The organism is Aeromonas sp. A35_P (assembly GCF_002259925.1).
Lineage (GTDB): Bacteria > Pseudomonadota > Gammaproteobacteria > Enterobacterales > Aeromonadaceae > Aeromonas > Aeromonas dhakensis.
Genome location: NZ_NEVB01000110.1, coordinates 14605 through 29425 on the forward strand (window position 1 = coordinate 14605; position 14821 = coordinate 29425).

Consider the following 14821-nt stretch of genomic DNA (forward strand, 5'->3'; position numbering starts at 1 on the left):
GTCCGATCAGACTTGGCCAATCGAACCTACATCCCCATCTTCTTCTTGGTGACCCTGGTCGGCATCGCCTCCAGCGGATTGTCCGGCCAGTAGTGGCGGGGGTAGCGTCCCTTCATCTCTTTTTTCACCAGCTCGTAGGAACCGGCCCAGAAGGCGGCCAGATCGGCGGTGATCTGCAGCGGCCGCTGGGCCGGGGAGAGCAGCTCCACCACCAGTGCCACCCGGCCATCGGCCACGCACGGGGTCGCAGCCTGGCCGAACATCTCCTGGATGCGCACCGGGATCACCGGCGCCTGACCAGGCTGATAGCGGATCCGCACCCGGCTGCCGGTCGGCGCGGTAAAGTGGCCTGGCAGCGCCTCGTCCAGCCGTCTTGGCAGGGGCCAGGGCAGAGACTGGCGCAGGATGTCGGCAAGGTCGAGCTTTTTCAACTGCTCCAGCCGGGTCATGCCGCTCACCGCCGGCAGCAGCCACTGCTCGAGGTTAGCCAGCAGGCTCTCCTCGTCCATGGCGGGCCACCCTTCGTCAGGCAGCCAGTCGGCGGCGCAGCGCAAGCGGGCCAGCAGCCCCTCGCTGGCGTCATCCCAGGGCAGCACATGCAGCCCCTTGCGGCGGATCCCCTGCAGCAGGCAGCGCCCTTTCTGTTCATCGGAGAGATCCGTCAGCGGCCGCTGGCTCAGCACCAGCTCGCCGAGCACCTGCTGGCGTTCGGCCCGCACCCGTTCCTCACGCTCGTCCCAGTCGAACCACTGACGCTCGCCGACCAGCTCGGGCAGCTGGCGCACCAGCTCATCCAGTTCCACCGGCTCGGCGATGAAGATGCGGCTACCGCGCTCGTTCTGACCCATCTCGATGGCAATGAGCGCCCCCTGCCCCTGACAGGGGTGACCTTCTACCAGATCGCAGCTCACCCCGCCACTGAGCTGATAGCGGCTGCCGCTGCGCAGCTTGCCGATGCGATCGGGCCAGCCGAGGGCACACAACAGCCCCAGCCATTGCCCCTGCGCACTGGCGGGGCGAGCGCCGAGCCGCTCGAACCAGCGGGCCGCACTCTGGCGCAGGCCCCCCTGGCGGCGGTGAAACAGAACGGATAGGCGCTCCGATCCTCGCAGATCTTCTTCCAACAGCGCCACCAAGAAAGCCGCATCGGCGACAATCCCTGTCAGACCCTCGGCCTCCAGATCGCGAACGCGCAGCAGCATGCGAGCAAGCCGGGGATGGGTACCGAAGGCCGCCATGGCGCGGCCGGCCGGGGTAAGTTGTTGCTCACCCTCCGGCTTCATGGCGCCGAGGGCCACCAGCAACCGCTGGGCGCTGGCGACGGCGGCGGCCGGCGGCATGTCCAGCAGCGGCAGCTCTTCGACCTTGGCCCCCCACTGGGCGGCGTCCAGCAGCAGGCCGGTCAGCTCCTGGGTGAGGATGTCGGGCGGGCTCTGCTCGGCGAGGCGCTCCTGCACCTCGCTGCTCCAGAGCCGGTAGCAGACGCCGGGGCCGAGACGCCCCGCGCGGCCCGCCCGCTGGGTGGCGGAGGCTTTGGCAATCGGGCGGGTCTCCAGCCGGGTGACGCCGCTCTTGAGGTCGAAGGAGGCGCGCCGCTCCAGCCCGCTGTCGACCACCACCGAGATCCCCTCGATGGTGAGCGAGGTCTCCGCCACATTGGTGGTGAGCACCAGCTTACGGCGCCCAGCAGGCGCAGGCTCGATGGCCGCCTGCTGGGCCGCCATGTCGAGGCGGCCGTAGAGGGGGGCGAGGGTCACCTCGTCCGGCAGCCGTCCTTCCAGCCACTGTGCCAGCCGCTCGATCTCTCCCTGGCCCGGCAGGAATACCAGCAGGCTGCCGGCATGGGCGGCCAGCGCCTCCAGCACCACGGCGCCAACCTGAGGCTCCAGCCACTGCTGGCGATTGGCGGGACGGTAGTGGTAGTCGATGGGAAAACCACGCCCCTCCGATCGAACCACCGGGGCCCCCGGCAGCAGCGCCTCCAGCGCCATGCCGTCCAGGGTGGCAGACATCACCAGCAGCTTGAGGTCATCGCGCAGCCCCTGCTGGCTCTCGATGGCGAAGGCCAGCGCGGTATCGGCGTGCAGGCTGCGCTCGTGGAACTCATCGAAGATGACGAGCGACACGCCCGCAAGCTCAGGATCCTGCTGCAGCATCCGGGTCAGCACCCCTTCGGTAACGATCTCGAGCCGGGTCTGGCTGCTGGTGCGGCTCTCGCCACGTACCCGCAGGCCAATGCGCTCGCCCACCCTCTCCCCGAGCTGGCGCGCCAGAAAGCCCGCGATGTTGCGCGCCGCGAGACGTCTGGGCTCCAGCATGATGATGCGACCGGGCAGCCGGTGCTGGCGCACCAGTTCCAGCGGCAGCAGGGTCGATTTGCCCGCGCCGGGGGGCGCCTGCAGGATCACGCTGGCATGGTTGTCGATGGCGGCAAAGAGTGCGGGCAGCACCGACACTATGGGGAGGGAAGACAAAGGGATCAGCACCTTCTTGTTGCAAGCCGTAAAACGGCGCCTATTCTGCCACAGCCTGCCCGGCCACCGTGAGTGGATGTCGGCCGGCGAGACAGGAACGGACGGCTGCCATAGAATGGGCCACCCGTCCGCATCAAAGAGGCACCCTCACCCGAATGGCCAAACTCTTCTTTGCCCTGCCCGCCGAGGCGCTGGCCGCCGATATCGTCGCCTGGCGCGATCAACTGCCCTGGCCGGGCCAGCCGGTCCCCGCCGCCAACCTCCACCTGACGCTGGCCTTCCTCGGCGAAGCGAACGAGGCCACCACCGCGCAGCTGATGGCCGCCGTCGAGCGTCAACACTGTCCGCCGCTCACCATAGCGCTCAATGAAACCGGCTGGTTCGGCCGTGCCAAGGCCGCCTGGATTGGCCCGAAAGAGTGGCCCAACGAGCTGACCGTGCTGGCCAGGGCGCTGCGTCGCCATGGCGAGAAGCTGGGGCTTGGCAACGGCGAGCAGGGCTATCGCCCCCACGTCACCCTGTCACGCAAGGCGAGCGAACCGCCGGCGCTGCTGCCCGCCCCCGACTTTGTGCTGCGGGCCGACCGCTTCTGCCTCTATCAATCCATCTCGACCCCGGACGGGGTGCGCTACGAACCCCTCGCCTGCTGGCCGCTGCGGGCCAGAGAGAAGATGGCATCCTGACCGGTTGCCAAGCCCAGACTCATCGATTAAGAGAGCCATACCATGATCTTCGATCCCCCCTTGCAATCCGGGCAGCTGGTCGCCCGCTACAAGCGCTTCCTGACCGACGTGCGGCTCGACAACGGCGAGGTGATCACCATCCACTGCGCCAATACCGGCGCCATGACCGGCTGCGCCGAGCCGGGTACCCGGGTCTGGTATTCCACATCAAGCAGCCCCAAGCGCAAGCTGCCCCACAGCTGGGAGATCGCCGAGAGCCCGGCTGGTCACTTCATCTGCGTCAACACGGCGCGCGCCAACCAGCTGGCCCGGGAGCTGATCGAGCAGGATGCCCTCGCCCCGCTGCGCGGCTATGCCAGACTGCGCACCGAGGTGAAATACGGCGAAGAGAACAGTCGCATCGATCTGCTGCTGGAAGATGACCACCTGCCTGCCTGTTATATCGAGGTGAAATCGGTGACCCTGCTCGACGAGCGGGAGCAAGCCGGCATGGGCTACTTCCCCGATGCGGTAACCACCCGTGGCGCCAAGCACTTGCGTGAATTAATGGCCATGAAGGCGGCAGGGCACAGAGCCGTGCTGTTATTTATGGTTTTGCACTCCGGAATCGTGAGAATGCGCCCGGCAGCGCATATAGATCCGCACTATAGTCTGCTTATTGAGCAAGCAATTGCGGCAGGGGTTGAAATTTTATGCTATCGACCCCATGTTGGGGTGCAGAGCATGGTGGCGCAAGATTTTATCCCGTTTGAATCTTGTCACCTGCTACCCGAGGGCAGCGAATAAATGTTGGAGTGGGTAACATTATTGGTACGGCTTGTTTGCCTCCAAGTTACCCTTCTGCTATAGATGTCGCCCTCAATTTATGGATGGCACGGGTAGCGTGCTGAATTAGGAGACAGGGCATGCCAACAGGCGAAAACAGGAAATCTCTGGGCCCCCTGGCCATTGCGGGTGTGGCGCCTTACCAGGAAAAACCGGGTGAGGAGTACATGAATGACCAACAAAAGGCACATTTTCGCAAGATCCTGGGAGCCTGGCGCAACCAACTGATGCAGGAAGTTGACCGCACCGTTGACCACATGAAGGATGAGGCTGCCAACTTTCCGGATCCAGTGGATCGTGCCGCGCAGGAAGAAGAGTTCGCGCTGGAACTGCGTACCCGCGACCGCGAGCGCAAGCTGATCAAGAAGATCGAGAAGACCTTGCTGCTGCTCGAAGACGACGACTTCGGTTACTGCGAACACTGCGGCATCGAGATCGGCATCCGCCGTCTGGAAGCCCGTCCGACCGCCGACCTCTGCGTTGACTGCAAGACGCTGGCCGAGATCAAGGAAAAACAGATGGCCGGTTGATACCGACCTCTGGCATGACACAAAAAAGGGAGCTCGCGGGCTCCCTTTTTTATTGAGCTTTTGGCCGGGTCGTCCCAGAATGCAGCCTCAATGCCTTTTTTATCCGAATGACCATGTCCGTGAATGCCACCCCGTCATCCCCGCCCCTCCCTTATATAGGCCGCTTTGCCCCCTCCCCTTCGGGTCCGCTCCACTTCGGCTCCCTGATTGCGGCGCTCGGCAGCTTTTTGCAGGCTAGGGCACAACAGGGGCGCTGGCTGGTGCGCATAGAAGATATCGATCCGCCGCGGGAGATGGCTGGAGCCGCCGACCTTATCCTCAAGACCCTTGAGGCCCATGGCCTGCTGTGGGATGGCGAGGTGATGTACCAGAGCCGGCGTCACGCCCGCTATGACGAGATCATCGACCAGCTCTATCGGGCCGGCGATCTCTACTGGTGCCGCTGTACCCGGCGCGAAATCATGGCGAGCGGCGGCTTTTACAACGGCCACTGCCGCACCCTCGGCCTGAGCGCAGAGGGCTGCGCCGCCCGCCTGCGCCAGCATCACCCGGTCTACGACTTCGAGGATGGCCTGCAAGGTCATATCGCGGTACCGGCGGCGCTGGCCGAGGAGGATTTCATCGTGCGCCGGCGCGATGGGCTCTACGCCTACAACCTGGCGGTAGTAGTGGACGACATGGATTGCGGCATCACCGAGATAGTGCGCGGCGCCGACCTGCTGGAGCCGACGGTGCGCCAGATTGCCCTCTACCAGACCCTGGGGGCACCGGTGCCCGCCTGGGTGCATCTGCCGCTGGCGGTGCAGGCCGACGGCAACAAGCTCTCCAAGCAGAATCACGCGCCGGCGCTGGCACAGGACGAGGTGCGCCCGGCCCTGTGGCGAGCCCTGCACTTCCTCGGCCAGTGCCCACCCCCCGAGCTGCTGGCCAGCCGGGTCGACGAGATCATCGACTGGGGCATAAGCCACTGGCAACTGGCCCGGGTGCCCGCCAGCGAGAAGATCCAGCTGGCTGATAACTGAGCCGCGCAGGCAATTTTGGGGTTATTGAACGTAAATAGCCGCTGTTGGCTGTGATTTTACCGGGATGATCCGCTTCAAACGAGATCAATTGCCAGCACGGTTTTTCATTTGGTGAGGCGTGAGCTATGATAGGCCGCTATTTTTTTGGCCTCCCGTCAATTTGAAGTCATAACGAGGTGTACCATTTTTTCCCAGATCGCAAACTTTTGCCGCAAGGTGCTCGGCAAGGAAGACGGCGAGCAGTCGGTGGAGTCCCCCATTCCGGCCCGTGTCGCCGGGCAACGTCGTACCTTAAGCCGTGACCAGCACCCGATTTCGCGCAAAGAGATCAGCGAAAATGCACTCAAGGTGCTCTATCGCCTGAACAAGGGCGGCTATGAAGCCTACCTGGTCGGCGGCGGGGTACGGGATCTGCTGCTCGGGAAGACGCCCAAGGATTTCGACATCGCCACCGATGCGACGCCGGAGCAGATCAAGTCTCTGTTCAGCAACTGCCGCCTGATCGGCCGCCGTTTCCGGCTGGCCCACATCGTCTTTGGTCGTGACGTGATCGAAGTGGCCACCTTCCGCGGTCACCACCATCAGGTCAATACCAGCAAACATGTGTCGGCCCAGTCCGATGAAGGGATGCTGCTGCGCGACAACGTCTACGGCACCATCGAAGAGGATGCCGAGCGCCGCGACTTTACCGTCAACGCCCTCTACTACAGCGCCAAGGATTTCACCCTGCACGATTTCGAGGGCGGGCTGGAAGACCTGGCCGAACGCAAGCTGGAACTCATCGGCGACCCCGAGACCCGCTACCGGGAAGATCCGGTGCGGATGCTGCGCGCCGTGCGCTTCGCCGCCAAGCTGGACATGACCATCAGCCCGCGCACCGCCGCCCCCATCAAGGAGCTGGCGCCGCTGCTGCAGGATATTCCGGCGGCCCGCCTGTTTGAGGAGACCCTCAAGCTGTTCCTGGCCGGCGATGCCCTGACCACCTACAAGCTGCTGCGCGAGTACGGTCTGTTCCAGCAGCTGTTCCCGCAGGTAGCCGCGCTGTTCACCCCGCACGGCAACTCGCCCTACGAGCAGTTCATCGAGCAGGCCCTGATCGATACCGACACTCGCGTTCGTGAAGACAAGCGCGTCACTCCCGCCTTCCTCTACGCCACCCTGCTGTGGGGCTGCGTCGAGGCCCGCGGCCGGGTGCTGGAGAACGAGAGTGGCCTGCCCTGGTATGACGCCTTCATGCTGGCGATCAACGAGGTGCTGGACAACCAGGTGCGGATCATCGCCGTCCCGCGCCGTTTCACCACAGATGTGCGCGACATCTGGGCCCTGCAGCAGCGACTGACCCGCCGTCAGGGCCGCCACCCCGAGCGGGCCATGGAGCATCCCAAGTTCCGCGCGGCGTTTGACTTCCTGCTGCTGCGCAACCGGGTCGAGCGCGGCCTCGGCGAGCTGGCCAGCTGGTGGGAACGCTACGTGGAGTCCAACCCGGACGTGCGCCCGCAGCTGCAACGGGAGGCGACTCGCCGCCCGGCCAGCGGTGAGCGCGGTGCGGCCCGCAGCAACGATGGCGAGAAACGCAGCAGCAACAGCCGCAACCGTCGTCGCCCCCGTCGTCGCAAACCGAAAGCGGCCGAGTGATAACTGACGTGATGACCGAGGTATTCGTCGCCATCGGCTCCAACCTGGCCGACCCCGTCGGCCAGGCTCGCCGTGCCATCGCCGCGCTGGCGACCCTGCCGGATTCCGTGCTGGTGCAGGCCTCGTCGCTTTACAGCAGCCGCCCCATGGGCCCTGCTGATCAACCGGACTACGTCAATGCCGTGGCCCGGCTCAACACCCGGCTGGCGCCGCTGGCGCTGCTGGATCAACTGCAAAAAATCGAGCTGGAACAAGGACGTGTGCGCAAGGATGAGCGGTGGGGGCCGAGAACCCTGGATCTCGATCTGCTGCTGTTTGGCGATCAGGTGATCAACACTGAGCGCCTCATCGTTCCCCATTACGGCATGCAGGAGCGGGAGTTCGTGCTGCTGCCCCTGGCCGAAATCGCGCCCGCTCTGGTGCTGCCCTGCGGCACGCCGCTCGCACAACTGGTTGCCCGCTGCCCGCGCAATGGTCTTGCCATCATTGCCGCAAGTGCAGACGAACAGGAGCCTCTATGAGCAAGATCACCACCACCAACCTGCTGAAGATGAAGCAGGAAGGCCAACGAATCACCGCCATCACCGCCTATGATGCCACCTTTGCCAAGCTGTTCGACGACGAGGGCGCTCACGTGCTGCTCATCGGCGATTCGCTGGGAATGGTGCTGCAGGGTGGCCAGGACACCCTGGCGGTCAACATGGACGAGATGGTCTATCACACCCGTTGCGTGGTGCGCGGCACGACCAATGCCCTGGTGGTGAGCGATATGCCGTTCATGAGCTATGCCACCCCCGAGCAGACCTATCAGAACGCCGCCCGCCTGATGGCAGCCGGCGCCCGCATGGTGAAGATGGAAGGGGGTGACTGGCTGTGCGACTCCATCCGCCATCTGACCCGCAACGGCGTGCCGGTGTGCGGCCACCTCGGCCTCACCCCGCAATCCGTGCACGTGTTTGGCGGCTTCAAGGTGCAGGGGCGCGACGAGTTCCAGGCCCAGGAGATCTACCGTCAGGCCCTCGAGCTGCAGGCCGCCGGCATCCAGCTGCTGGTGCTCGAGTGCGTGCCCACTTCGCTGGCCGAGCGCATCAGCAAGGCGCTGCGCATCCCGGTGATCGGCATAGGTGCCGGCCCGGCCACCGACGGCCAGATCCTGGTGATGCACGACGCCTTCGGCATCACCTCCGGCTATGTGCCCAAGTTCACCAAGAACTTCCTGGCCGAGACCGGCGACATGCGCGCCGCCATTCGGCTCTATGTGAAGCAGGTGAGCGAAGGGACCTTCCCGGGCCCGGAGCACTGCTTCAACTGATGTGATGCCGTGACGAGAGCGGGGGCCTGCGCCCCCGTTTCGCCCTCCGGGGCAGAGTGAGCCCCCTCTTTTGATGATTCATCCCAAGGTAACCGCCGATGATGATGCCGCGCGTTGACACTTCGCGCTTATCCGCACGGGCTCCTGCCCGCCTCTCTTTGATCTTTTCGAAGGTGAACAGTTGATGTTGGTCGTTAACAATCCCGCCGCTCTGCGTGAACAGATCGGCCAATGGCGCCGTGAAGGGCGCGCCATCGCATTCGTGCCCACCATGGGCAACCTGCACCAAGGCCACCTTACCCTGGTGAAGAAGGCGCACAGCCACGCCGAGAAGGTGGTGGTCAGCATCTTCGTCAACCCGATGCAGTTCGACAAGGCCGAGGATCTCGCCAACTACCCGCGCACCCTGGAGCAGGATTGCGCCGCGCTGGAGACGGCCGGGGTGGACATGGTGTTCACGCCGACCCCGGAGATCATGTATCCGCAGGGGCTGGCCAGCCAGACCTTCGTCGAGGTACCGGGCCTCTCCACGCTGCTGGAGGGGGCGCTGCGTCCGGGCCACTTCCGCGGCGTCAGCACCGTCGTCACCAAGCTGTTCAATCTGGTGCAGCCTGACGTGGCCTGCTTCGGCCAGAAGGATTACCAACAGCTGGCACTCATTCGCAAGATGGTGGCCGACATGGCGATGCCCATCGAGATCGTCGGCGTGCCCACGGTGCGGGCCGAAGACGGGCTGGCACTCTCCTCGCGCAACGGCTACCTGACCGCCGCCGAACGGGCCCTGGCCCCTGAGCTGGCGCGCACCATGAACTGGATCGCCGAGCAGATTGAAGCGGGTGACCACCACCTGCCCTCCCTGGTGGCCCAGGCCAGTCAGCGCCTCGACAAGGCCGGTTTTCGGACCGATGCCATCGACATCGTCGATGCCGCCACCCTGGAAGCGGCCACCGACGAGAGCGAGCAGCTGGTGATCCTGATGGCGGCGTATCTCGGCAAAGCCCGCCTCATCGACAACCGGGTGGTGACGCTGGCCCGCCCCTGAGCCGCTGCGCCACTGACAACAAAACCCGCATATGCGGGCTTTGTTGTATCTGGGCGTTTCCGGCCTATTCGGCGCTGACCGGGTAACCCGCCCCTTTCCAGGCGAAGATGCCGCCCGGCACCCGATAGACCTGCTGATAACCCTGGGTGACCGCCCAGGCGGCCCCGTTGTGGCTGCGGCCACACTTGACGAAGCCGCAGTAGAACACCACCGGACGGGTCTTGTCGTCCCCCAGCAGGGCCAGCAGCTGCTCGGGCGTGCCACTCCCCTCGACGATCTGGCTCCAGTCATCGCCGGACCTAGCCTCCTTCACGAAGGCAAAATTCCTGGCCCCCGGAATGTGCTCCTTCTTGTAGGAGTCCTCGAACGGCATGGTGTCGATGATCACCAGCGCCTCACCTTTGTCCATCCGGGTCTTCAGCTCCGCCACGGTCAGCAGCTGATAGCCCCCCTGCTGGGTCTCCTGGGAGAGCTGTACCGCCGCCTGCTCCAGCTTGGTCTCCTGCTCGAACTGGTTGTCGCCACAGCCACCAAGGGCAAAGCTGGCCGCAATCAGCGCGGCCATCAGGGTGCGGGATTGCAATCTCATCATGTCACTGCTCCTTTGGAACGGTAAAAACGGGGCGGGAGTGACGCAGCAAGGCGCCCGCAAGCGTCAACAGCAGCAGATCCCGCACGAGGGCCTGTGGCAGCGAGCTGAGATCAGCCCTGCCAAGACAGCCGCAAGAGATGTCGAGCCCGATGGCGATGCCATAGCCCAACACCGGAATAAACAGGGCCAAGAGGGCCACCACCAACCAGAGCCCCCAGCGCCGGTTGGCGATCACCGCAAGCCCGGCGCAGAACTCCAGCCCGATAAGCCCCCAGACGGCAAGGGGAATGAACGGCGACCAGAACAGGCCGAAGGCGCCGATCTGCTCGGCGAACAGCTCCGGCGCTGCCAGCTTGAACCAGGCGGAGGCAACGAAAAATCCCCCCAGCGCCAGCCTGGCCAGCAGCCGCAGATAAACGGCCACGGGATAGCTCTTTATCATCCATGCCCCCCACTGCCAACACCCCGAGCAGGCGTCACCATGCCCTAGCCGGCGGCCGGATAGCGGGCCAGTTCGCAATACTCACCATCTTCGTCGCAACGAAAGACGGCGGCGGTTTCGCCGCGCTGGCACCACTGCTGCCACTCCTCGGGCGGGCAGTGCAGGCGGATGGCGAGGCCGCAGCCGGCACTGAGCCGGCGCGGTACGTCGCAGACCCGAAAGGCGTGGGGCTGCTGCTCCAGCCGCTTGCGCAGCCTGACCGTGCCTAGGGTGGAGTGGAACAGGTAGAGGAACTCCTGATTCATGATTTGCCTCCCGTCATGGTGCGTGCGCCAAACAGGGCCGCCCCCAGCGCACCGGCAAACTGGGCATCCGGGTGGGTGGTCACGTCGCAGCCCAATCCTTGCGCCAGATAGTGGCGGAAGGTGGCGCAGTGGCTGACGCCGCCGGTAAAGAGCACAGTCGGCCTGGCGCCGAGGCGGCCGATGAAGTTGGCACTGCGCCGGGCCATGGAGCGGACGATGCCGGCCAGGATCGACTCGGCGGGAATGCCCGCCGAGCGCAGGCTGATCGCCTCCGACTCGGCAAACACTGTGCACATGCTGCTGATGTCGTGGGGCTCGGCCCCTTGCAGCAGCTCGTCGAGCTGTTCGACCCGCGCCCCCAGGGTGCGGGTGATCACCTCGAGAAAGCGGCCGGTGCCGGCGGCGCACTTGTCGTTCATCAGAAAGTCGGTGAGGTTGCCGTCGCCATCGAGCTGGATCACCTTGCTGTCCTGGCCGCCGATGTCGATGACGGTGTGCACCGACGGGCAGAGCAGGCGCGCCCCCAGCCCGTGACAGGAGATCTCGGTGACCCGCCGATCGGCGAACGACGCCAGATCGCGACCATAGCCGGTCAGGGTCAGATGGGGGCGCTCCGGCAGCCCGGCCGAGAGCGTCTCCCAGCCTTGCTCGATGGCGGCCAGCGGACGAAAGGGGGTTGGCACCAGAAAGCGGCGGACGATGCGCCCGCCGTCCCTGTGGTCGAACAGGATCCCCTTGGTCGCGCTGGAGCCCGAGTCAATCCCGATGGTGAGTGACACGGCGCCTCCTCACAGCATCTCGATAAAGGCCGCCAGCCGGGTGGCCAGTTGTCCCTTGTCGGCGCTGGAGTAGTCGGTCTCCACCGCCATGTAGGGGATGCCGTGGCGTTCACGCACGTGGCGCTTGATGGCCAGCGACTCCACCGCATAGGTGTGACAGGCCTGCAGGATGACGTCGATCACCCCGTCCACCTGATACTCCTCCACCATCTGGCTCAGCAGATTCATGCGCTGGTGGTTGGGGGAGATGCAGGAGCAGCCGATGGCCAGATACTTGTCGGTCAGCGCATCGAACGGATCGCCCTCCTCGCTGACGCACTGCTCGGTCGCCTTGGCGCCAGTGCAGTTCTCGTAACCCACCACCCAGCCACCGTGCTCCTCGATGAGACGCACCACCTTGTCGGCCGCGCCGCCGATGGGGCAGCCGGTGATGAGGATGCGCGGGCGGGCATCGAGCCGCTTGCCGTCGGCATAGTCGGCCTTGATGCGGCGAGTCATCTCCTGCAGCTCGCTGATGAGCTGCTCCTTGTCGAAGCGGAAGGTGGCGCCATAGACCACCTTGAGGATGTCGGTGCCGCTCAGCGCCGGCGGATTGAGCTGACCCAGCCGATAGAAGTCGGCCAGCGCACGGCGCTCGCGGTTCTTCAGCACGATGGCGTCGCGCAGCGCCTGCTCGCTGATGGGTTGGCCAAACTGCTGCTCCAGCAACGCCTTGAAGCGGACGATTTCGCTGCGCCACAGGATGCGGGAGGCCTCGTCATCGGCCCGGTTGGGCAGCTGCATCACGTGCACCGGTTTGAACTCGGCCATGTACTCGTACATCTTCTTCTTGCCGTCGCAGGTGGTTTCTCCCACCACCAGATCGGAGAAGTAGAAGTAGGGGCACTTGTCGGTCTTGCCGAACCCGTAGCTGCTCTTGATCAGCGGGCAGAGGTTGCGGGGCAGGTCTTTCTCCGCCTCCTCTATGGTCTCGTCGCTGGTGGAGCAGAGCGAGACCACCACGGCACCGGCGGCCATCGCCACCTCTTGCGGCATGAAGGTGCAGTAGGTGCCGACCAGGGGGATCTGTCGCTCCTTGAGTGCCATCACGGCCAGAAAGCCCTGCCGGCGGGCATCTGAAAAACTGTCAAAAATGGCTGGCAACTCGGTGATCAGTGACATAGGCGATCCTGCCCTGGTGAGAAAAAGAAGAGACGGAGGGCCCCCATTGTGCAGACCTTCCAACCGCGGGAATTATACCTTTGGGGGTAAGTTGAAAAGTACGGTGGATCACAAGGTGCCGGATAAAACCTTGATAAGAAGGTGGTTATTGACCCTGTTCGAGAGGGGGTCGGAGCAGGAGAGAAAAAAGAGGCAACAAAAAAACGGGCACCGAAAGGTGCCCGTGGCATTGCATCAGTGGCGCAGCCCGGTGCCGCGGGAGATGAGCCACCAGGCCAGACCGTAGAGGGCCACGATGAAGCCGATGATGATGAGATAGGCGGTGCCGAGCGGCACGTCGGAGATCCCGAGGAAGCCGTAACGAAACGCGTTCACCATGTAGATGATCGGGTTCACCTGGGAGACCCCCTGCCAGAAGGGCGGCAGCAGGCTGATGGAGTAGAAGACCCCGCCCAGGTAGGTGAGCGGCGTCAGCACGAAGGTGGGGATGATGCTGATGTCGTCGAAGGTCTTGGCAAACACCGCATTGATGAGGCCGCCCAGCGAGAAGAGGATGGCGGTCAGCAGCACGGTGAAGCAGACGCTGAACAGGTGGTGGATCTGCAGCGGCACGAAGAACAGCGACACCAGGGTGACGATGAGGCCGACACAGAGACCGCGCGCCACACCACCGCCCACGTAGCCGGCGATGATGACGTAGTTGGGCACAGGCGCCACCAGCAGCTCCTCCACGTTGCGCTGGAACTTGGCGCTGAAGAAGGAGGAGGCGACGTTGGAGTAGGAGTTGGTGATGACCGACATCATGATGAGGCCGGGCACGATGAACTCCATGTAGCTGAAGCCCCCCATGTCGCCGATGCGGCCGCCGATGAGGTTGCCGAAGATGACGAAGTAGAGGCTCATGGTGATGGCGGGCGGCACCAGGGTCTGGATCCAGATCCGGGTGAAGCGGCTGATCTCCTTGGCCAGAATGCTCTTGAAGGCGATGTAGTAAGTGGTCAGGTTCATGCTTTTCTCCCCTCCTCGACCAGGGTGACGAACAGCTCTTCCAGCCGGTTGGCCTTGTTGCGCATGCTCAGTACCTGCACCTGCTGGCTCGACAGCTGCTCGAACAGGCTGTTGAGGGACTGGCTCTTGTCCAGATCCACCTCCAGGGTGCGCTCGTCCTGCATGCGGCCGTTGAACTCGGGCACATTCGGCACGGCGGAGCCCGGCGCCAGATCCAGCATGAAGGTCTCGCGGCCCAGCTTGCCCAGCAGACTCTTCATGCTGGTGTTCTCGATGAGGCGCCCCTTGTCGATAATGCCGATGTTGCGGCACAGCATCTCGGCCTCTTCCAGATAGTGGGTGGTGAGTATGATGGTGACGCCCTGCTCGTTGAGATCCTTGAGGAAATTCCACATGGAACGACGGATCTCGATGTCCACCCCGGCGGTCGGTTCGTCGAGGATCAGCAGCTTGGGCTCATGCATCAGAGCACGGGCGATCATCAGCCGGCGCTTCATGCCGCCGGAGAGGGTGCGGGCCGGCATGTCGCGCTTGTCCCACAGGTCGAGCTGGCGCAGGTACTTCTCGGCGCGGATCTTGGCCTCGGCCTTGGGCACACCATAGAAGCCGGCCTGATGGGTGACGATCTGGATCACCTTCTCGAACTGGCTGAAGTTGAACTCCTGCGGCACCAAGCCGAGCTGGGCCTTGGCCTCTTCCAGGTGGGTGTCGATGTCGTAGCCGAACACCTTCACCTTGCCGGCACTCTTGTTCACCAGCGAACTGATGATGCCGATGGTGGTGGACTTGCCCGCCCCGTTGGGGCCGAGCAGGGCGAAGAAATCCCCCTGTTTGACAGTGAGATCGATGCCTTTAAGGGCTTCGACGCCCCCCTGATAGGTCTTCTTCAGGCCGCTGATTTCCAGTGCGTTCATTGCAACCCCTGTGATGGCTCATTCCATCTCGAGACAGAAAAGGCGGCCAAGGCCGCCTGCAGACAGAAAATGGCGCTCTGCCACCTTGCCCGTCATA

At 64.2% G+C, this 14821-nt stretch carries 16 protein-coding genes; 8 read left to right on the forward strand and 8 right to left on the reverse strand.

Translation table 11 applies throughout. From position 1 onward, the window contains the following. Positions 1–26: 26 nt before the first annotated feature. Positions 27–2474 carry an ATP-dependent helicase HrpB gene (hrpB, locus tag CAK78_RS07755; RefSeq protein WP_094696913.1) on the reverse strand — a complete coding sequence of 816 codons (2448 nt, stop codon included), beginning with the start codon at positions 2472–2474 and terminating at the stop codon, positions 27–29. 155 nt (positions 2475–2629) lie between these two features. Here hrpB and thpR point away from each other — a divergent pair, with 155 nt between their 5' ends. The 8 genes from thpR to panC all read left to right on the forward strand — a co-directional run bounded on the left by thpR (position 2630) and on the right by panC (position 9523). Further along, positions 2630–3157, forward strand: coding sequence for an RNA 2',3'-cyclic phosphodiesterase (thpR, locus tag CAK78_RS07760; RefSeq protein ID WP_094696914.1), 528 nt, complete (start codon positions 2630–2632; stop codon positions 3155–3157). 42 nt (positions 3158–3199) lie between these two features. Further along, the gene (gene sfsA / locus CAK78_RS07765; RefSeq protein ID WP_094696915.1) at positions 3200–3943 is read left to right on the forward strand and encodes a DNA/RNA nuclease SfsA; all 744 of its coding nucleotides are present in this window, start codon (positions 3200–3202) and stop codon (positions 3941–3943) included. A 119-nt stretch (positions 3944–4062) separates the two neighbouring features. Continuing rightward, on the forward strand, positions 4063–4512 hold the full coding sequence (gene dksA / locus CAK78_RS07770; protein ID WP_005304459.1) for an RNA polymerase-binding protein DksA: 450 nt from the start codon (positions 4063–4065) through the stop codon (positions 4510–4512). A gap of 113 nt (positions 4513–4625) precedes the next feature. Further along, positions 4626–5534, forward strand: coding sequence for a tRNA glutamyl-Q(34) synthetase GluQRS (gene gluQRS, locus CAK78_RS07775; protein WP_176452718.1), 909 nt, complete (start codon positions 4626–4628; stop codon positions 5532–5534). A 144-nt stretch (positions 5535–5678) separates the two neighbouring features. Beyond that, a complete protein-coding gene (pcnB, locus tag CAK78_RS07780; RefSeq protein WP_094696916.1) occupies positions 5679–7169 on the forward strand; it encodes a polynucleotide adenylyltransferase PcnB in 1491 nt (496 codons plus the stop codon). An 11-nt stretch (positions 7170–7180) separates the two neighbouring features. Continuing rightward, complete coding sequence (folK, locus tag CAK78_RS07785) at positions 7181–7690, forward strand: 2-amino-4-hydroxy-6-hydroxymethyldihydropteridine diphosphokinase (RefSeq protein WP_042051344.1); 510 nt, start codon at positions 7181–7183, stop codon at positions 7688–7690. Further along, on the forward strand, positions 7687–8481 hold the full coding sequence (gene panB, locus CAK78_RS07790) for a 3-methyl-2-oxobutanoate hydroxymethyltransferase (RefSeq protein ID WP_005304470.1): 795 nt from the start codon (positions 7687–7689) through the stop codon (positions 8479–8481). The genes folK and panB overlap by 4 nt, the downstream gene beginning before the upstream one ends. Before the next feature lie 184 nt (positions 8482–8665). After that, the gene (gene panC, locus CAK78_RS07795) at positions 8666–9523 is read left to right on the forward strand and encodes a pantoate--beta-alanine ligase (RefSeq protein ID WP_094696917.1); all 858 of its coding nucleotides are present in this window, start codon (positions 8666–8668) and stop codon (positions 9521–9523) included. Positions 9524–9587: 64 nt separating this feature from the next. On the opposite strand, the gene CAK78_RS07800 is transcribed toward panC, so the two are convergent. From CAK78_RS07800 to CAK78_RS07830, 7 genes are all read right to left on the reverse strand, one after another. Then, positions 9588–10115, reverse strand: a complete 528-nt coding sequence (locus tag CAK78_RS07800; protein ID WP_094696918.1) for a rhodanese-like domain-containing protein — start codon at positions 10113–10115, stop codon at positions 9588–9590. Position 10116: 1 nt separating this feature from the next. After that, the gene (locus CAK78_RS07805) at positions 10117–10557 is read right to left on the reverse strand and encodes a MauE/DoxX family redox-associated membrane protein (RefSeq protein ID WP_094696919.1); all 441 of its coding nucleotides are present in this window, start codon (positions 10555–10557) and stop codon (positions 10117–10119) included. A gap of 44 nt (positions 10558–10601) precedes the next feature. Next, positions 10602–10862, reverse strand: a complete 261-nt coding sequence (locus CAK78_RS07810) for a DUF3343 domain-containing protein (RefSeq protein WP_094696920.1) — start codon at positions 10860–10862, stop codon at positions 10602–10604. Continuing rightward, positions 10859–11641 (reverse strand): acyl-CoA dehydratase activase, encoded by a 783-nt coding sequence (locus CAK78_RS07815; RefSeq protein ID WP_094696921.1) that lies wholly within the window; start codon positions 11639–11641, stop codon positions 10859–10861. Before CAK78_RS07815 ends, CAK78_RS07810 begins: the two co-directional genes overlap by 4 nt. Before the next feature lie 9 nt (positions 11642–11650). After that, positions 11651–12802: a double-cubane-cluster-containing anaerobic reductase gene (locus tag CAK78_RS07820; RefSeq protein ID WP_094696922.1), complete on the reverse strand. Its 1152-nt coding sequence runs from the start codon at positions 12800–12802 to the stop codon at positions 11651–11653. Positions 12803–13036: 234 nt separating this feature from the next. Continuing rightward, complete coding sequence (locus tag CAK78_RS07825; protein ID WP_005304632.1) at positions 13037–13810, reverse strand: ABC transporter permease; 774 nt, start codon at positions 13808–13810, stop codon at positions 13037–13039. Beyond that, a complete protein-coding gene (locus CAK78_RS07830; RefSeq protein WP_094696923.1) occupies positions 13807–14724 on the reverse strand; it encodes an ABC transporter ATP-binding protein in 918 nt (305 codons plus the stop codon). Before CAK78_RS07830 ends, CAK78_RS07825 begins: the two co-directional genes overlap by 4 nt. Positions 14725–14821: the final 97 nt, after the last annotated feature.